Raw genomic sequence first — 17,692 nt, forward strand, 5'->3', positions numbered from 1 at the left:
TCCTTCCTTGTTCAATCCGATAGGGAGCGGGGGTCGCGACCGCCCTCCTCCGTCCAGCCGTCGGGCGACGACGGGCGGGATCGGGGCGACGGTTCGCCCCCCATGGATTCGTGATCGGAGTCCGCGACGGCCGCGGTGGGCGCGGCGAGCGCGGGGAGCTCGGAGCCGAGCGACAGGTCGAAGATCGATGCCGCCGACGGGCCCTCGAGCGCCGCGCTGTGCGCGGGGCTCATGCGGGCGAGCCGGTCGCCCAGGATCCCGAGGGTTCGCTCGGCGCGGCTGACCCGCTGGTCGAAGCCTTCGAGCAGACTCGCTAGACGGGCCGCCCCGGGGGAGGGGCTGGGACCCGCGGCGCTCGACGTCGTCCGGGCCGGCTCGCTCGGGCCGATGCGCGAGAGCTGGGTGACCGCGAGACCCCGGACGACCAATCCCCAGGCCACGAGCTCGGGCGCGACCGCGGCCTGGATCTCGACCCCGAGGCGCTCCCAGTCCGGCTCGCCCGAGTCCGCACGGAGCCGGGTGAGCAGGCTCGGCACGGTCGCCTCGACCGTCTGCCGGAGGATCGACCGCACGTCGGTGTCGGTCTTGTCGAGCAGGGTCACGGCAGCGGTCTCGAGCAGCGCTGGCTCGCGCGGGACCTGGGCGCAGACCTGGACTCGTACCTCCCAACCGGACGCGCGAGAACCCTCCAGCGCCGATAGGGCGCGGACGGTGACGTCGGTCGTGACCGGATCGAGCGAGAGCCGGCCGACCGCGCGGTTCCACGGGGCGACATAGGCTCCGCCGCCCACGACGACGCGGGGGCGCCCGACGTCCACGTCAGGGCCGCGGAGGCGAGCGTCCGAGGGGAGGCGGTCGGTCCGTTGCCCGAAGAGCACGAGGGCCCGGTTGGGCGGCACCGTCACGAAGCAGCGCGTCCGGAGGAACCAGAACGCTAGCGCCGCTCCGATTCCGGCAGCCGCAGCCGCGCCGACGGGGAGGATCAGGGTGTCGAACACCACCGCCCGCCCTGCCGAAGCCCGGAAGGCGCGCGATGCACGGCAACGGCGTCGCGCTCCTGTGGCCAGCCGACGACCCGGGCGGGGCTAGCGGACGATCTTTCCGCGGTCGAAAAAACGCCGGCGAAGGCGAGCGCGCGCGGATCCGATTCGCATCGGTCGGGACGCATCTCCTTTTTCCCTCGACGGCCGGTGGGCGCGCGGCGCGCCACCGTAGCCACTCATACGTACGAATAGGGATAAATAGCTAGCCGGGGCGACCGGCCGCGCCGGGGGGCGGGAGGGCCATCGCGCCCTCCCGCAGCGCCGCGACGGAGAACCTTGCGTTATCTAGCTGGAGGTGCTTTCTCAACCGTGTCGAACCCGCGCCCGGGGCCACGGCGGCGAGCTCGGCGAGGGCTTCGGACCTGCCTGCTGACGCTCACGGTCGGGTTGCTGGCCGCGGCTCCGTGGCTGGTGAGCGCGCCACACGGTCTGCGCCTACCCTCTTCCGGCGAGTCGGTCCACGACTCTACGATCACGCTCGGTCCGCCCGCCGACGGTCCGGGGTCGCGGGCCCTCGACTCGCCGGGTGCCGCGTACCGCTGGAACAACCTGAGCGCGCTGCTGGGGCAAGCCTCGCCGCCTCAGCCGCCCGGATCGACCTTCGGCGCCGCGATGGCGTGGGATGCCGCGGACGACTACCTGCTCCTTCTCGAGCCCGTGCCGGGGGCCGCCACGACCGCCACTTGGTCGTATCTGAACGGCACGTGGACGAACCTGACCTCGAGCGTGTCGGGGCATCCCCCGAACTTCAACGACTCCGCCATGGCTTACGATCCGAGCCTGCAGTCGGTGGTCCTCTTCGGGGGCCTCTCGACGGACGGCTGGATCAGCGACGTCTGGACCTACCACGATCGCCTCTGGACGAACGCGTCGGCCTCCTTCGGCGCCCTCCCTCCCGCCGACCAGTTCCCGTCGATGGCGTGGGACTCCGCGGCGAGCGAGCTCGTGCTCGTCGGAAGTCCGTACCTCACCTCCTCGCAGACCTGGCTCACCTGGACCCTCACGAACTCGGGCTGGCACAACGCCACCGTCCCGCTTCCGCTCGGCTTCAACGCACAGTGGCCGCGGCTGGCCGACGACCCGCCCGAGGGCGGCGTGCTCCTGTCGAGCTCCGCCCAGATCGGGCCGCTGGCCGCGTGGCGGTCCGAGACCTACGTCTACCAGTCGGGAGCGTGGGTGAACCTGACGGCCTCGAATCCGGTCGGGCCGATCTGCGCGGACGATTGGACCCCGCCGATGGCATATCTCGCGGAGAGTTCCGAAGTCGTCCTCGCGTCGGACGCTTGCTCTCGAACCGGCCCGCCGCAGTCCCAGACCTGGTTCTTCGTCGACGGGCAGTGGACCAACGCGACGTCGCAGGTCGGATACGCCCCGGGGGAGACGCTCGCACCGGCCGCTGGCGCGCTGCCCGACGACGGCGCGTACCTCGAGTTCGGGGGGTGGAGGCCCGGGGGGCTGGGCGTCACGGATTCCACCTGGGTCCTCTCGGCGCCTCCGACGGTGGCGGAGACGCTTTCGGCGACGGTGGTCGACGCGGGGACCGACGTCGACGTGTCGGGCTCGGTCGACTTCGGTCTGGACCCGAACCTTGCGACGATCGCGTGGGGCGACGGGGGGACGGCGCCGGGGTCCAACGGCTCGCATGCCTACGCGGCCGGCCTCTACGCCCCGACGCTCCAGGTGACCGACCTGATCGGCCAGGTCGGCGAGTCGAGCCAGGCGCTCCTCGTCGATCCGGCGCCGGTCGCGACCATCACCGTCGCGACGCCCGCCCCCGTTTCCGGCAGCCCGACCGTCCTGATCGGCGGGGTCCTGGGAGGGACGGCGCCGTACACGCTCAACTGGACGCTGGGCGACGGGACCACCGCGAGCGGCGGTTGGGTCGACCATCGCTACGCGCGTCCCGGGTCGTTCACGGTGAGCCTATCCGTCGTGGATGCCGCCGGCGGGAGGGCCACCGCGACCGCAACGCTCGTGGTCGCATCCCCGCCGGCGACGTTGTTCCCCTGGACGGCGGCTCCGGCCGTGGTCCTCGTGGTCGGAGTCGCCGCGCTCGCCGTACTCGCTTCGGTGCTCGCGGTGATCGCGGTGCGATCGCGTCGGGGTCGGGGCCCCGCCGGAGCCGCTACTCCGCCGGACCCGACTGCTCGGTGAACGTGATCTCGACCGTCACGGCGCTCGCTCCGATCGTCACGTCCGCCCACTGGGGAGCGGGTAGATAGAGCGCACCGGCGGCCCACGCCGGCGAGACCGTCACGTTGTAGCTGCCGTCGGGCAGCGTGAAGTTGACCGCGTCGGAGGCCGAGCCGTTCCAGGCCACGGGACCCCAGAACGCGCCGTGCACCGCGGCGGACCAGAAGGTACCGTTCGGCAGACCGGTTTCGACGAGCGAGAGGTTGCCGAGCTGGAGGGGGGCGAACGTCACGTCCACGGTCACGTCCGCGCCGTCCACGCTGACATTCCCCTCGCTCGGGGTGGCCAGGTAGACCGCGCTCCAGTTGCCGGCGGGCGCGATCTCGAACCGGTATCCGCCGTTGGGAACCGTGAAATTGATCGAGCTGCCGTTCGACACGTTGAAGAGCACCCCGCCGGGACCGGACGGTCCGCCGCACAGGGGCTGGGGCGCCCAGCGACCACCGGTCTCGTTGGACCGAAGCACGACCGACCAGTTCGTCGCGACGGGCAGACCGGTCTCGGTGAACGTCACCGTCTGGTAGGAGACCGGTGCGAACGCGACCTCGACCGTCTGGTTGGTCCCGTTCACGGTCACGTTGCCGCGGGCCGGGGTCGGCGCGTAGACCGTCGTGTTGTTCCAGGCGTCTCGGACGAGGAAGTCGTAGGAGCCGTTGGCGACGGCGAAGCCGACGGTCGGCGACACCGAGCGGTTCGACTCCCATCCGCGCCACCAGTGTCCGGAGAGGCCCCAGGACCACGGCCCCGGCAGGCTACCGTTCCACACCGGCACGATGGTGACCGACCACGCGACGCCACTGGGCAGCCCGGTCTCGGTGAAATTCAGCGTGTAGGGCCCTGCGGGCGCGGTCCAGTTCCATCCGGGCCACCCGTGCCCCGCCGCAGCGGGATGGGAATTCGGGGTCGCCGGCGTCAGCCCTCCGAGGGCGGAGACGGCGAGAAGCGCGACCACGGCGATCGCGGCGAGGGACGCCCACCAGGTCAATCGCAGTGCGCTCATGGGTCGGAAAGAGGGTTATACGCCAACGGCACCGGTATAAATGCTAGCGTCCAACGCCCGGATCGCCCCCGGCGGCCGGTCGAGGTGGCAGCGGGATCTCGGTCGAGGCCGGTCGGCCTGGGCTCGTGGCGGTGATCAGGCAGACCTCTCGCTGGCCAGTCCCAGGCCCATGCCGGATCCAGCGGGGTCGCCGAACCGCCCTGCATTGCCAGTCGGCGGGCTGCCCCGGCGACCGGAGTGGCGGCGGCGCTCGCGAACCCGGTTTCGGTTGCTCGTTCGACGCGATGCTCCGGGCCGACGGTCGCAACGGACTCTGGGCACGGGTCTGTCGCTGGATTCGGTCGAGGTGGGATCGATCTCGGGGCCGTTACCGGCCCGCGGTGGGCGGGGGCGCCAATCGTGAAGAGTCGGCGTTGCCTTCCCAGGGCCGTGAGCGAGAACGGTCCGCGCGAGGGAACCCGGGACCTCCCCCGACGCGATCCGGACTCCGGCCGTCGCGCCGTCGAGGCTTCCTCGCCTGCCGGCCACGCCTACGAAGTGCACGCGCGCCAGGAGCATCGGCGCGCCCGGGACATCCTCCGGCTCGCGGAGGAGGGTCTCTCTCCGGAGGCGATCGTGATCCGGTACGGCCAGGACCATCCCGCCGAGCGGCCGGCCACGGTCGACGAAGTGCTGGAGCTGGTCGGCCGGTCCGACGCGGCCCGTGGCTCGCGCCGCAGGGCGCCCTAGTCAGACGAGGGTGGGTTCCGTCGCGGACCTCGCCGGCCGCGGAGCGGCCCATGCGGACCGTTATCGTGGAGTCGGACCTTCGGCGGGGCGGGGCTGTCGCGGGGAAACGATGGTCGCGAACGATGCCGCCTCGCGCGCGCCGGAGATCGGATCGGTGCTCCCCGCCGCTGCCTCACCGGACGGGAGCTCGGGCACCGACGAGGCTGAGCGTCGGGTCGCGGTCGGCGCGCTCCCCGGCGAGGACCCTCGACGCTGGCGCGCCCGCGGGATCCGCAACCTGGAGCTCTCCGCGGGGGTGGTCGCGCTCCTCATGGCCGTGCTAGCCCTGTTCACTGCCCTCGCCTCGTTCCTGCCCGGGTTCGCCTTTGGTGCCGTCATCCTGGTCCAGTCTCCGCCGCTGCTGCCGCCGGTCTGGTCATCGGCATCGCCGACCTCGCCGCCGACGCCGGGGATCGCATGGCTCGGAAGCGCGCTCGCGATCTCCGCCGTGATTGCGGCGACCTTCGCGTGCGGGCTCGCGTTCCGGGGCCTTCACTACCTTCGCCGCGCGGTGGGTGGTGGGGCGATCGAGCAGCCGACGGCATTGGGCCCGGCCCGCTACCTTCTGCTCGGCTCGGCCCTCACGGCGGCGCTCTACTTCCTGGCCCTAGTGCTGGGTGTCTGGCTCCTCGCCTACCCGTCCTCTCCCTCGCCCGCATCGCCCGCCGGCTTCGTGAGCGCGGACCAGTCCGCGCTCGCCGAGCTCGCCGCGGTCCTCGCTTTCTGGTTCTTCGCGACCGTGGTCCTGGTCGCACTCTTCCAGCGGGCCGCGCGGACGGCGATCACACGGACTCCGCCGCGAGGGTGGGCGGACCGGTCGAGCCTCCTCATGATCGCGGGCGCGACGTTCTACTTCGCGATCATCGCCACGCCGTTCTGGAACGCGACACCCTTCTGGATCGCACTCTACCTCGCCGGAGCGGGCGCGCCGGAAGGCGCCCTCGTCCTCCTCCCCGGCTGGCTGTTCCTCGCGGTCGGCTTCGGCCTCGGGGCCCGAGGATTCGGGCAACTCGACCGTCCGGTACCTGCGAGCGCGTCCTCGCCAGAACCCGCCTTGGCGCCGGCCGGGACCGCTCGGCGTTCCCCGAGCCTCGCGGGCCGAGCCCTCCCGCACCGCGCCGGGTTCCTTGGGGCCCTGGTCGTCGTCGCGGTCGTGGTCCTAGCGACCACCGCGCTCTACGCGGCTCCCTCCGCCGGAGGGGCTTACGGGGAGCTGGAGCACAGCGCCTGCGTGGCCGGTACGCCGGTCGCCAGGGAGGTGCTGTGGACCCCGCAGGTGATCATCAACTCCCCGTTCGGCGGCACCGCCTCCGGGACCATCACCCAGATCGAGGCGAACGGCACAGCGTTCCAGCAGACCACCACCTGGGCGCGCAACGGCACCTCCGACTCGATCGCGCTCGCGCTGCCATGGACGATCTACCGGGACCACACCGACCCGGTGGCCGGGGCGGGGGCCGACGCGCCTTGCGCGGGGCCGTACCTCGCGCGGCCGTCGACCGCCAGCGTCCTCACGACCGCGTGGGTCTCCGACGAGAACCGCACGAGCGACGCCGGTCTCCCGCAGCAGCTGAACGTCTCCCCGGAGATCGCCGCGACGGATGGATCGGTCCTGTTCTCCGCCGGATTCACCGGGCCCAACGAGCCCGTGATCTCCAACTGCCCGGACGGCGGGAGGCTCTCCTGGACAGAGGAATCCGAGTACGTCCACGTGGACGTTCCCTTCGACGACGACGGCGTCGTCCGCACCGCGGGCGCGACGATGGACCTGCTGACGAACTATACCTACGCTACGTCGATCCCCGGAACGTTCTACGTCGAGAACCTCGGCGAGCTCCCCGACAGCTTCGGCAGCGGTCTCGCCTTCGACTACATTCCCTGCTAGCGGGGCTCCCGCACCCGCGACGGGCCGGTAGCGGTCCACCACCGGTAGGCGCGGCGACCCACGCTCTGCGAGATCGCCCGGCCGAGCGCGAGGCCGATCAGCGAGCCTCGCGGGACCCACGCCGTCGGCCGGCGCGCGAGGTCCCGGATCGCGCCGAGGAGGGCGGCCCGCGAGGTCGCGGGATCCTCCAGGCTCGAGAAGATGGTGTCCATCGCGATCATCTCGCGCAGCGACAGGTCCCACGTGCCCGCCGGGAGGATCGACCGGATCGCCCGCGCGTCCGCGGCCAGCGCCGGGCTGATCCGCTTCAGCCGCGCCAGCCGGACCGAGCGCGGCTCCAGCGTCCCGGCGGTCGAGCTTCCCGGGGACTGGCCGATGGCGACCAGGACGTCGGGATCGGCCCGCAGCCCCCAGTCCGATGACCAGGACCGGAAAAAGAGGTACGGCGGCACCGCGAGCCGGATCGTCTCGAGCTCGGCGAGATATCCGGCGAGCACCTCCCGGCGTACGGTGATCGAGCTCCCGTTGTACGCCGCGTCGCGCGACCAGAGCGCCTGGAACTCCCCTGGCGTCCGCGATCCGCGCGGGACCCCGGCCGAGCCGTGGTGGAACGAAGGAGACCGGTCCGGAACCGGCGCCCCCGCACGGACGGCAAACCCGCCGACGTGCAGGAAACCGAGGCTCGGATCCGAGGCGAAGGCGCGACGCGCATGCGCGAGCCTCTCGGAAAGGTAGCGATCGTCGTCGTCGAGGAACGAGATCAACGGGGCGGAGGTCGCGCGGATCCCCTCCGTGACGGTCCGGCCGAAGCGAGGATCCTCGCAGAAGATCCAGCGCCCGCCGAGCTCCATCGTCCGTCGCTCGAGCGCGTCCTCCCGAAAGTTGGCGACCACCGCGAGCTCCTGGGGAGGCTCGCTCGATCGGGCGACCGACTCGATCGCGTCGCCGAGGAAGGGCCGCCGGTTCCACGCCGTGACGATGACGGCCTGGGCGGGCCGGTCCCCGGCGACGCGAGAGGCGCCCATGGCGTCGAACGCTGGCTCCACGTCCAGTGACCCCGCCGACGCGCAGGCAGGGCCGCGCGACCTCTTGAGGCCCCCGCGGGCGCCGGCCCGGGGTCCAAGCGGAAGTGATCGTCGGTAGGCGGCCGCGCGACTACGGGCCGCCGCTCGGAGCGGGCGACGGCGCGGGCTCGGCCGCGCGAGCGTCGGCGCGCGCGTCCGCCGCCAACCGGTAGTTCGTGAGGAGCGCGCCGAGCACGCCGGTGAGCACGCTGATCGCGAGGCCGACGCCGAAGATCCAGTCGAAGGAGGCCGCGCTCGGCACGACGACCGAGGCGACACCGGACGGGAGGGCCGGATCCGGCACGAGCGCGATGCGGGTGAACGTGGCGAGCAGCGCCGCGACCACGACCGGACCGACGCTGGCACCGAGGTCCTGGAACATCTCGGTCAGGCCCATCTGGATGCCGCGCTCGCCGTGGCGCGACGCCATCGCGATCACGTTCGTGACCGCGACGAGGACCGCCACCAGCCCGGTGAACGTAGGGACCGCCTCCGTCACGAGCTCGAGGTACGTCGCGTGGAAGCCGAGGAGCAAGAGGAAGCCGGTCCCCGAGAGCAGCGAGCCCACGACCACCATCGGGCGGGGCCCGAACCGCGCGACCCCGCGGCCGACGAGCGGCGCGGCGATGAACATGGCGACCGTCGTGGGGATGCTGAGGAGCCCGAAGTCGAGCACGCTCTGACCCAGTCCGACGATCGGGAACTCGACGAGCACCGTGAGCACGACGAAGGCGACGTACATCGCGAGCCCGACGAGCATCGCCCCGAGGTATCCGAGGGCGACGTTGCGTTCCCGGAAGCGCCCGAGATCGAGCAGCGGCTCGCTGGCCCGAGAGGTCCAGAGGAGGAAACCGACCAGGAAGAGCGCCGCGAGCGCGAACAGCTCGGGCACCCCGAGCGGGACGCCGGAGGCCAGCCCACCGACCCAGCGCGCCCAGCCCCAGCTCGGCCCGAGCGTGAGGGCGAGCAAGAACGAGGCGAGCCCGCCGGCCAGGAGCCCGGCGCCGACCAGATCGATCCGTCCTCCGGTGCCGGCGTGCCCCTCGGGGAGCCACGTGCGGCTGAGGATCGGAAGGACGACGACGAACGGCAGCACGGAGGCGTAGGCGACCTGCCAGCCGAACGCCTCGATCAGCCAGGAACCGCCGACCAGCCCGAGGGCGGAGCCGACCGCGAACATGGCCGCGACGATCCCCTGGGCGGGAGCGACCCGCTCCCGGGGCAGCGCCTCGGCGACCATCGCGAGCGCGAGCGGGAACATCGCGAGGCCCACGCCCTGGACGCCCCGCACTCCGATCAGCAAGTAGATGGCGGCCCCGCGGCTCAGCCCGAAGGAGCTCGCGAGCACCGGTGTCGCCGGCGCGAGCGCCACGGCGACGGTGTAGATCGAGAGGACGATCGCGAGCACTCGGCGCTTGCCGTAGAGGTCACCGAGCTTGGCGAACAGCGGGATCGTCGCGACGCCGACCAGGAGGTACGCCGAGAGGATCCAGGCGACGGTCGTGTAGGGGGCGTTCCCAAAAAACGAGGCGAGGCGCGGGAGGGCCGGGGTCAGCATCGTCTCGATGAAGCTGACGAGCAGCGCGGCCGACGCGAGGACGATCAGCACCCGGGCGGCGTGCCGGGAAGCGGGAGGCGACGGATCGGAGGTCGCGGGGGGAACGGACATCGGGAGGCGCCACGCCCTCCCGGCTCGTCAACCCCGCGCCAATCGGGCGCCCGGAGTCGGAAGATCGGGCGCGGACGCTTCCGATTTCGTCGGTCGAACTCATGAGGTCGGAAGCGCTGCACGGCCGTTCGATGGCCAGCCCGGTGCTGCCTCCGCTGCCGCGCGGGACGGAGCTGGACGTCGAGATCCTGCGGGTGATGTACGCCACGCCGGGGGTCTCGATCACGGGCATCGACCCGCGCCTCAACGCGAGCCGCGTCGCGCAGCGTCTCGGGATCAGTCGGGCGCGTGTGGCCGCGCGCCTGCGCGCCTGGACCGAATTCGGTTTTCTCCGGCGCTACGACGTCTGGCCGAACCCCTACCTGTTCGGTCTGACCGGGGCCACGTTCGACGTGCGCGTCGCCGACCCGCTCGGGAAGGACGAGGTCCTCCCACGCATCGGCCTCGTGCCCGGCGCGGTCGGCGGTATCGATCTCGTGGGGCCGTGGATCGCGGCGACCTTCGTTCTCCCGCCGGACGTCGCGCCGGCCCGCACCGCGTCGTTGCTCCGCGGCCTCCGCGGCGTGGCCGAGGTGGGCGACGCGGTCCCCTGGACACCGCCGATGTCGCCGCGCACCCTCAGCCCGCTCGAACGCCGGATCGTACGGGTGCTCCGCCGCTTCCCGACGGACTCGCTCGCGTCCGTGGCGCGGCACGTCGGAGTGTCCACGCGCACCATGACCTCACGCTACGGTCGCCTGCTGGACGACCGGGCGGTCTGGTTCGTTCCGGTGCTCGACTTCCGGGCGATTGCGGAACCGGTGATCAATCTCAACCTCGTGTTCGACACGGGGGCGCACCGGGACGCGTTCGCGCGCGCCCTCCGCCAGCTCCACCCCCAGTCGATCCCGTTCTATCGCACCCAGTTCGGTCCCGCGCTCCCGGACACCGTCGGGAGCTTCTTCGTCGTGGTCCCGTCGGCGGCTCGAGTGGAGGACCTCGAGACCTGGGTGCGATCGAATCCGGGCATCCAGTCCCAGGAAGCGCTGACGATGAAGCGGATCTTCTCGTTCCCCGAGACCTTGGATCGGCTGCTGGAGCTCCCGGCGGCTACCGTCTCGCCCGCTCGCCGCATCGTGGGTCGCTAGCGTGAGATCCTCGGGGGCACGCGAACGGTCAAGTCGAGCGCACGCCTTCCCGTCCCGAGCATGCTGCCCCGCAGGCGGCCGGGGACCCTGGGACGATGCGCCCGTCGCCGGGCGCGAACGCCACTAGAGTTCGGCACGGCGCGACGTCGGCGCTCCGGAGCTCACCTCGCTGCGGAGGGATGAGGCGGATCCTCGGTGGCGAGACCGCGACCGTTCTCGTTCGCCCCGCTGTTCGCGGGCAACTGGCTCGCCTACGCGAGCTACGGGGTGCTGCTGGCCGTGCTTCCGATCGCAGAGCTCGGCGAGGGAGGCGGGCCGCTCCTCGCGACGCTCGTGCTCGGCGCTCCGCTGCTCGCGCAGACGGTCGCCTCCTGGGGGTGGGGCTGGCTGGGCGACCGCATCGGGGCTCGGCGCAGTCCGCTGGTCGTGGGCGCACTGCTCCAGGCCCCGCTGTTCCTGGTCTTCCCGCTGCTGGGTCCGCTTGCGCTGTTCGCCGTCCGGATCGCACAAAGCGCGCTGTTCGGCTCGGTCGTGCTCGCGACGACGCAGGCGACCGAGGACCCCTCGGCCTCCGCGGCGTTCCGGCTCGGCCGTCTCCAGCTCTCGCAGAACGGCGGGATGCTCCTCGGGGTGGCCGCGGCGTTCCCGTTCCTCGTGGGCGCGACGTTCCGGCTCGACTCGCCGGCCGGCTGGGCGCTCTCGGCACTCCTCGCCGGCTTCGCGATCGCCAGTGGGCTCGTCTTCGCCCGGGCCGGGGAGCCGGTGCGCACTCCGCCGGCGACCTCACCGAGCCCCTTCGCACCGTCGACGCACCCGCGCGTCTTCGCCCTCGCCGGCGCGACCACCGCGGTCTCGACCGCCCGCTACGTGGCCGCGACCGCGATCCCCGTCTACCTCGCGACGACGCTGGGCACCCACGGGTTCTTCGGGGTGAGCGCGAACGCGACCGAGCAGCTCGCGATCTGGGTCGCCGTCTCCTCGCTCGCCAACCTCGCGGCCTCGCCGTTCTCCGGGCGATGGGCCGAGACCGTCGCCGGCCGTCGGCAGAGTCTGCTCGCGTTCGCGCTCGTGTACGCCGTGATCTGGGCGGCGATCACGTGGGTCCCGACCTACCCCGTCGTCTTCGCGGTCTGGTGCATGCCCGTCGCGGTGTTCTTCACCGTCGCGGGCGTGCGGGAGGCGGCCGAGCTGAGCCGCCCGAACGAGCGCGGTCGGGCCGTCGGCCTGTTGAGCGCCGCGTTCAATCTCGGCGGCCTTCTCGGCGGAGCGGCTGCTGGCCTCTTGCTCGCCGAGTCCGTGCCGGTCCCCACGATCTTCCTCGTCGCCGCGCTCGGCAGCCTCGCCTCGGCCACGCTGTTCATTCCGGCGGTGCTCCACGGAGGCGGCCGCTCGAGCCCGGGGGACCGGGATCCGTCGCGCCCCGACGCGCCCTCCTGAGCCCCCCAACGCCGGGCGTGGCGGGCGGCCCGCACGTCGCCGATCGGGGCGATCGCGGACCAGCCTCGTTATCGGCGGCCGTCGGTGCCGGGGGCCGACACGGGCCGTGCCGCGCTGGGATTCCGTGCAGTACCTCCGCTTCGAGCGCGAGCGAGCCGTTCCCTGTGTCGATCTCGTCCGTCGGATCGAGCTCGAGTCCCCTCGACGGATCGTGGACCTGGGCTGCGGGCCCGGCACGAGCGCCCGGATCCTCCGCGCACGCTGGCCCGGGGCCTCCGTCCTCGGGGTCGATAGCTCGGGCGAGATGCTGCGTGGGGCCCGGGCGGCGCTCCCCGACGTCGAGTGGGCCGAAGCGGACCTCGCGACCTGGACTCCGGGCCGCCGCTTCGAGCTCGTCTTCTCGAACGCGGCCCTGCAGTGGCTTCCCGATCATCCGCACCTCCTCCCCCGTCTGTGGTCGATGGTCGCGACTGACGGGGCGCTCGCGTTCCAGGTCCCGGCCCCGGGGAGCGCCCGGAGGACCTGGTCGGAACCGCTCGATCAGGTGCTCGCGCTCCCAGCCTGGCGCGCGCGACTTACGAGCCGCGCGGCCGTGGAGTCGGTGCTGCCCGCGGACGCGTACTACGACCTCCTCTCACCCAGCGCCCGACGGGTCGACCTCTGGGACACCGAGTACCTCCACGTCCTGTCCGGACCCGAGGCGGTCGTCGAGTGGACGAAGGGAACGGCCCTGCGGCCGCTGCTCGAGCAGCTGCCGGTCGAGTCGGAGCAACAGGCCTTTCTGGCCGACTATCGGCGCGCACTCACGCCGCGCTACCCTCGGCGGCCGGACGGCCGGGTACTCTTTCCGTTCCTCCGCCGGTTCGTCATCGCCTACCGCTGACCGCCCCCGCAGGTCGATGATCCACCGGGGACTCCGAAGGCACCGGCGCGCTGGGTGATCCTTGCCGGTGCGGATCTGCCGCCGAGGCTCCCCGGATCGCGCGGCGAATCCGAGACCACGGGCGACGGTCCGATCCGAACGAGCCTCACGACGGGCCTTCGGATGGGGCGGCGCCGAGGCCAGCGGGGTGTCGACCGATCTTCAAGCCCGAGGCGAGAGGACAACTCCCTCGCCCGTCGCAGGGTAGCTTCGGGTCGCAACGCTTAGACGGGGACCTCACCTCCAGCCCGCAATGGTCGATGCCAACGGCACTGTTTCCATCCGCCGCGCCGTCCTCGCCGACCGCGCGCGGATCGTTCCTCTCTTCGGCGCCTACCGGCAGTTCTACGAACGTCCGTCGGACCCCGACCGGGAGAGCCGCTTCCTGGCCGGGCGGCTCGAGCGCGGCGAGGCGATCGTGTTCCTCGCGGAGGCCGGGGGGGAGGCGATCGGCTTCACCCTACTGTATCCGTCGTTCTCCTCGATATCGCTGCGCCGGATCTACGTCCTGAACGACCTCTTCGTTCGCCCGGAGCAGCGCCGGCGAGGCGTGGGCGCCGCCCTGCTCGGGGCCGCTCGGGAGTTCGCCCGCGCCGACGGGGCGGACTATCTCACCCTGGAGACCGCTCGGGACAACCCGGCCCAGCGCCTCTACGAGTCGCTGGGCTGGCGCCAGGATCGAGAGTTCCTCCACTACGAACTACGCCTCTGATCGTCGCCTCCGGCTGAGGCGAGACCCGCGGCGCGAGGCCGCCGGGCGCGCCGGGCCTACTCGCGCAGCTGCCGGATCTCCTCGCGCGCCTCCGTCTCGAAATGGCGCGCCTCCCGCTCGACCTGTTCCACGAACCGCCGCCAGAAGCGGCCCAGCAGCGGTCCCAGGACGAACAGGACCGCGGAGAGGCTCGAGCCCACCGACACGAACGCCATGATCGATGCGAAGATCTTGCCGGTGTCGGTGGTGAGCGGGAACGGCGGGCCCTGGCCGGTGGCGAGCATGCTCTCGAAGTAGACGGAGTTGATCCAGTTCTGTCCCTCGATGAGGTGGAAGCCGACGGTACCGATGATCTCGGCCATGGCGACCGCGGTGATCGCGAGGAGCGCGCGGCGAAGGGTGCTGCGCCGTCGCAGGTGCGCCGAAGAGGGGGTCGGAGTCGGAACACCAGCGGCGGCGTGCGGCCGGACCGCCGGCGGCGCCGACCCCGGGGCTGCGACCGACATGCCGACGAGGAAGACCACCCGGGCACCCGGGGGATGAAGCTAGCTGGCGACGGGAAGCGGGTCGCCCCCGGGTCCGCGCCGACCGGCGGGCGGAGCCGCGGGTCCGCCGGAGCGCATCGATCGTTCGCAGGGAGATGGCCCAGCGGCTGCGCCGGGTCTCGGGGCGGTCTCGGATCTCGTGGCTCGGTCCCTAGCGGAGATGGTCCGGTTCCCGCGCTCGGAACTTCGTCCGAGAGCCGGTCCTCGAAGCGGCGGGGATCGTGACCCAGTCGGTAGGAGCGGACCCGAACGGCCATCACCCGGATCGCAGGACCCGCGACCTCGGCTGGCCCCGCCGTGCACGACCCGCGAGCCCACGGGTTCAACCGAGGAAAACTCACCTGACGCCGCGGCGACGCTCCGCACGTGCGCCCGGCCCGGTTCTCGGAGGGTTCGGGTCCTCCGGCTCAGGGGGTCCGGTCCGTGTCCGCCGCGACATCCCGAGCGTCGGAGTCCGATGGGCCGGGGGCCGGCGCCGGGGACACTGCGGTGATTCCATGAAAGAGGCCCGCGAGCGCGCACGCCACGAGGAAGGAGAGCAGGAAGATCGTGACCATGACCGCCACGATCCCCAGCTCCTCGATCCCCAGCTGGTGGAGCGCGACGAGGCCGCCACCGAAGAGCAGACCGTTCGGCAGATGGAGGGCCCCGGAGGCCGCCGCGAACGGTGTCTGGGCGAAGAACGCGATCATCGAGACGCCGAAGAGGCCGCCCATGAGGTGGCCCGGCAGCAGGCCCACCGGGTCGGTGTACCAGCGGAACCGGGAGAAGATCCGCTCGCCGATCCAGAACACGGGACCCGAGAGCGCCCCCAGCACGATCGCGCTGCCGGGGCTCACGAAGCCGGCGAGCGGCGTGATGACGATGAGGCCCATCAAGATCCCGTTCACGGCGTTGAGCAGGCTCGGCGAGCTTCCGTCGAGGAGCCAGAGGACGGCCGAGAGCGAGAAGAGCGACACCGCCGCTGCCAGGAAGGTCGTGAGCACGACAACGACCGCTTCGTCGTTGAACGCGAGCACGGAGCCCGGGTTGAACCCGAACCATCCGAGCCAGAGCAAGAGGATGCCGAGCGTCAGCCAGCCCGGGCTCACGCGGATCGGGACGGGGATCGCCTCGCGGGCGCCGCGGGCACGCTCCTCCCTCCAGATCTGGAGCATCACGCCGAGGCCGGCGGCCCCGGCCGCGCCGTGGACGACGAGGCCCCCGGCGAAGTCGACCATGCCGAGCTTCGCGAGCCAGCCGGACGGATTCCATATCCACGCGGCGGGAAGGTTCCACAGCAGCACGAAGTAGACGACCGAGTAGGCGGCGATCACCGCGAGCTTCACCTTGCGGAAGAAGACCACACCGACCAGCGCGAGCGTCACGGCGGCGAACGCGGTCTCGAAGAGGAAGTACACCCCGGTGGTCAATCCCGTGCCGGCGGTGGACCACCAGACGTCGAGCGTGGGGTTGACGCTCGCGACCGAGAAGCCCCCGAGGAAGAAGCCCGGACCGTAGAACGGGTTCCCGATCAGGCCCATCCACGTCGGGGCGAACGCGGTGTTGAAACCGACGATCGCCATCACCACGAGCCCGAGCCCGGTGAAGAGCGACGTCTTGTACAGGCTGAACGAGAATCCTTCGCCGAGCTCGCCGACTTCGAGGAAGCCGACGGCGATCGTCATCAGGAACACGAGGAGGCCGGCGAGCAGCACCCACAGGTTGTTGACGAGATCACTCGGGATCAAGGGCGGCCCCAGGCACCGTCGTGCACGACCGTCGCTGCGTGCTCCGCTACGTAAAGGGGGCCGGTGCAGCGGAGGGTCCGCCGCGCGGCAGCCCGCGGGCGCGGGTGGAAGGGAAGGCATATACCTCCGCGCTCGAGGCCGGCTCCACGTCCGTGGCCGCCGGCTGGGAGGCGGCGAGGCGCTTGTCGGCGCAGGCGCCACCGGTGCACCCTGTGGGCCGCGTCGGAGTCGATCGTCGGCGGTCGCGCGCGTGCCCCGACGCGCACGCGTGCGGCCTTCAGTCGGACCGCCGCGGCCGTGCCGCGACGTCCGTTGGGGCGCCTGGCCGAAGGGACCGCCGGACTTCCCGGTCGCTCACGGGTTCGAACTGACGATACCACTCCCCGACGGCGAAGAAGTCCGCCGGCGTCCGCAGCACGACCACCTCGTCCGCCTCGTGACGCAGTCGCTCAAGGGTCTCGGGGGGACCCACACCGACCGCCACGATCACACGCGCGGGGCGTTGGGACCGGACCGCTTCGATCGCGACGGACATCGTGGCGCCGGTCGCGACGCCGTCGTCCACCAAGATCACGACTCGTCCGGACATCGGGTGCCTCTCCCGGCCTTCGCGGTACGTCCGAGCACGGCGTTCGAGCTCGGCGAGCTCGAGCGCGACGACCGGCTGCAAATCCTCGGGGCGATATCCGGCGTCTCGCGCCCGGACCGCATCCAGGCGGCGCACGCCTCCCTCCGCGATCGCGCCGAGCGCGTACTCCGGGTTGTCCGGGGCGCCGATCTTGCGAACGTTCAGGATGTCGAGCGGCGCCACGAGCGCTCGGGCGATCTCCGCGGCCACCGGCACGCCCCCTCGCGGAAGCGCCAGGACGACCGTCGTTCCGCCTCGGTAAGGCGTGAGGCGCCGCGCGAGCTGCCGGCCAGCCTCGTGCCGATCCGCCAACGGCTCGCTGGGGGCGCAGGATGTCGCCATGGGTCGCCGAGTGGTCAGTCCCCCGGAGCGGGTCAATCCTTGGTTGGCCCGGCTTGACACGCGGGGCCCCGCGTGCTGGTGCGGCCCCTTTCCGTCGCGGACAGCGTCCCCGTGCGCGATGTGTGCCAGAACTGGGCGCAAGGCGCCCCCGTCCCCTGCGAGACGTCGCGAGAAGCCACGAACCGAGCCGCCGAGGGGCGCGCTGGCCGGCGGAGCTCTCTTCCACGCTGCACGGTTAGGACATGAGATGACGACGGAACTCGACACCATCGGCGACCTCTACCGGCACAAGTCCCAAGCCCGTCGCTTGTACTTGCGGAAGATCTGGGGCCTCCCGGCGAAGGAGCGCTACCGGGACCGGGGAGCCACATTCCCCAGCTTGGTGGACATTTACTTGCACATCCTGGACGACCACCGGTTCTGGTTCATCCAAGGGTACCGACGGGAACGGTTCGAAGACTACCCGCTCGGTACGCGCATGAGCAGAGCCGGGGCCGAACGGGCCACGGACGAGGTTGACGGACTGACGAAAGAGGTCCTGGAGGAGCTGCAGGTCGATGACCTAGACCGGGAGATCGTCCCCCTCGGCGACAAGCACCCGATCACCGTTCGGGGCATGCTCCTCCA

General features: G+C 71.9%; 15 protein-coding genes. 8 read left to right on the plus strand and 7 right to left on the minus strand.

Going from position 1 to position 17,692, the window contains the following annotated elements; translation table 11 throughout:
* Positions 1-11 precede the first annotated feature (11 nt).
* Positions 12-1,001 carry a hypothetical protein gene (locus VEL82_05345; protein HXW67279.1) on the minus strand — a complete coding sequence of 330 codons (990 nt, stop codon included), beginning with the start codon at positions 999-1,001 and terminating at the stop codon, positions 12-14.
* A 351-nt stretch (positions 1,002-1,352) separates the two neighbouring features.
* On the opposite strand from VEL82_05345, the gene VEL82_05350 reads away from it, so the two are divergent.
* Positions 1,353-3,197 (plus strand): PKD domain-containing protein, encoded by a 1,845-nt coding sequence (locus tag VEL82_05350; GenBank protein ID HXW67280.1) that lies wholly within the window; start codon positions 1,353-1,355, stop codon positions 3,195-3,197.
* Here the strand turns inward: VEL82_05350 and VEL82_05355 are convergent.
* Positions 3,169-4,236, minus strand: a complete 1,068-nt coding sequence (locus VEL82_05355; protein HXW67281.1) for a hypothetical protein — start codon at positions 4,234-4,236, stop codon at positions 3,169-3,171. The two genes, VEL82_05350 and VEL82_05355, sit on opposite strands and share 29 nt — an antisense overlap.
* Before the next feature lie 429 nt (positions 4,237-4,665).
* On the opposite strand from VEL82_05355, the gene VEL82_05360 reads away from it, so the two are divergent.
* Both VEL82_05360 and VEL82_05365 read left to right on the plus strand, forming a co-directional pair.
* Positions 4,666-4,965: a hypothetical protein gene (locus tag VEL82_05360; protein HXW67282.1), complete on the plus strand. Its 300-nt coding sequence runs from the start codon at positions 4,666-4,668 to the stop codon at positions 4,963-4,965.
* Positions 4,966-5,074: 109 nt separating this feature from the next.
* Positions 5,075-6,889, plus strand: a complete 1,815-nt coding sequence (locus VEL82_05365; GenBank protein ID HXW67283.1) for a hypothetical protein — start codon at positions 5,075-5,077, stop codon at positions 6,887-6,889.
* Here the strand turns inward: VEL82_05365 and VEL82_05370 are convergent.
* Together VEL82_05370 and VEL82_05375 are read right to left on the minus strand one after the other, a co-directional pair.
* Entirely contained in the window at positions 6,886-7,935 is a 1,050-nt protein-coding gene (locus VEL82_05370; protein ID HXW67284.1) for a glycosyltransferase family A protein, read from the minus strand. The two genes, VEL82_05365 and VEL82_05370, sit on opposite strands and share 4 nt — an antisense overlap.
* Before the next feature lie 109 nt (positions 7,936-8,044).
* A complete protein-coding gene (locus VEL82_05375) occupies positions 8,045-9,622 on the minus strand; it encodes an MFS transporter (GenBank protein HXW67285.1) in 1,578 nt (525 codons plus the stop codon).
* Between the two features lie 101 nt (positions 9,623-9,723).
* On the opposite strand from VEL82_05375, the gene VEL82_05380 reads away from it, so the two are divergent.
* The 4 genes from VEL82_05380 (at position 9,724) to VEL82_05395 (ending at position 13,820) form a co-directional block, all read left to right on the plus strand.
* On the plus strand, positions 9,724-10,749 hold the full coding sequence (locus tag VEL82_05380; GenBank protein HXW67286.1) for an Lrp/AsnC family transcriptional regulator: 1,026 nt from the start codon (positions 9,724-9,726) through the stop codon (positions 10,747-10,749).
* 195 nt (positions 10,750-10,944) lie between these two features.
* The gene (locus tag VEL82_05385; GenBank protein HXW67287.1) at positions 10,945-12,186 is read left to right on the plus strand and encodes an MFS transporter; all 1,242 of its coding nucleotides are present in this window, start codon (positions 10,945-10,947) and stop codon (positions 12,184-12,186) included.
* A gap of 106 nt (positions 12,187-12,292) precedes the next feature.
* Positions 12,293-13,069 carry a methyltransferase domain-containing protein gene (locus VEL82_05390; GenBank protein ID HXW67288.1) on the plus strand — a complete coding sequence of 259 codons (777 nt, stop codon included), beginning with the start codon at positions 12,293-12,295 and terminating at the stop codon, positions 13,067-13,069.
* Positions 13,070-13,361: 292 nt separating this feature from the next.
* A complete protein-coding gene (locus VEL82_05395; protein ID HXW67289.1) occupies positions 13,362-13,820 on the plus strand; it encodes a GNAT family N-acetyltransferase in 459 nt (152 codons plus the stop codon).
* 56 nt (positions 13,821-13,876) lie between these two features.
* Here VEL82_05395 and VEL82_05400 read toward each other — a convergent pair whose 3' ends face one another.
* The 3 genes from VEL82_05400 to VEL82_05410 form a co-directional block, all read right to left on the minus strand.
* The gene (locus tag VEL82_05400; GenBank protein HXW67290.1) at positions 13,877-14,326 is read right to left on the minus strand and encodes a hypothetical protein; all 450 of its coding nucleotides are present in this window, start codon (positions 14,324-14,326) and stop codon (positions 13,877-13,879) included.
* A 446-nt stretch (positions 14,327-14,772) separates the two neighbouring features.
* A complete protein-coding gene (locus VEL82_05405) occupies positions 14,773-16,095 on the minus strand; it encodes an ammonium transporter (GenBank protein ID HXW67291.1) in 1,323 nt (440 codons plus the stop codon).
* A gap of 277 nt (positions 16,096-16,372) precedes the next feature.
* A complete protein-coding gene (locus VEL82_05410; protein HXW67292.1) occupies positions 16,373-17,335 on the minus strand; it encodes a phosphoribosyltransferase in 963 nt (320 codons plus the stop codon).
* On the opposite strand from VEL82_05410, the gene VEL82_05415 reads away from it, so the two are divergent.
* Positions 17,313-17,692, plus strand: a 380-nt coding sequence (locus VEL82_05415) for a hypothetical protein (protein ID HXW67293.1), incomplete at its 3' end; no start/stop codon positions are given. The genes VEL82_05410 and VEL82_05415 overlap by 23 nt on opposite strands.

Source organism: Thermoplasmata archaeon (assembly GCA_035622275.1).
Lineage (GTDB): Archaea > Thermoplasmatota > Thermoplasmata > Lutacidiplasmatales > UBA184 > Lutacidiplasma.

Excerpts from the sequence above, each read along its gene's own strand:
- VEL82_05355 (HXW67281.1), bottom strand. The coding sequence starts at position 4,236 with ATGAGCGCACTGCGATTGACCTGGTGGGCGTCCCTCGCCGCGATCGCC.
- VEL82_05365 (HXW67283.1), top strand. The coding sequence starts at position 5,075 with ATGGTCGCGAACGATGCCGCCTCGCGCGCGCCGGAGATCGGATCGGTG.
- VEL82_05375 (HXW67285.1), bottom strand. The coding sequence starts at position 9,622 with ATGTCCGTTCCCCCCGCGACCTCCGATCCGTCGCCTCCCGCTTCCCGG.
- VEL82_05380 (HXW67286.1), top strand. The coding sequence starts at position 9,724 with ATGAGGTCGGAAGCGCTGCACGGCCGTTCGATGGCCAGCCCGGTGCTG.
- VEL82_05395 (HXW67289.1), top strand. The coding sequence starts at position 13,362 with ATGGTCGATGCCAACGGCACTGTTTCCATCCGCCGCGCCGTCCTCGCC.
- VEL82_05400 (HXW67290.1), bottom strand. The coding sequence starts at position 14,326 with ATGTCGGTCGCAGCCCCGGGGTCGGCGCCGCCGGCGGTCCGGCCGCAC.
- VEL82_05410 (HXW67292.1), bottom strand. The coding sequence starts at position 17,335 with ATGGTGTCGAGTTCCGTCGTCATCTCATGTCCTAACCGTGCAGCGTGG.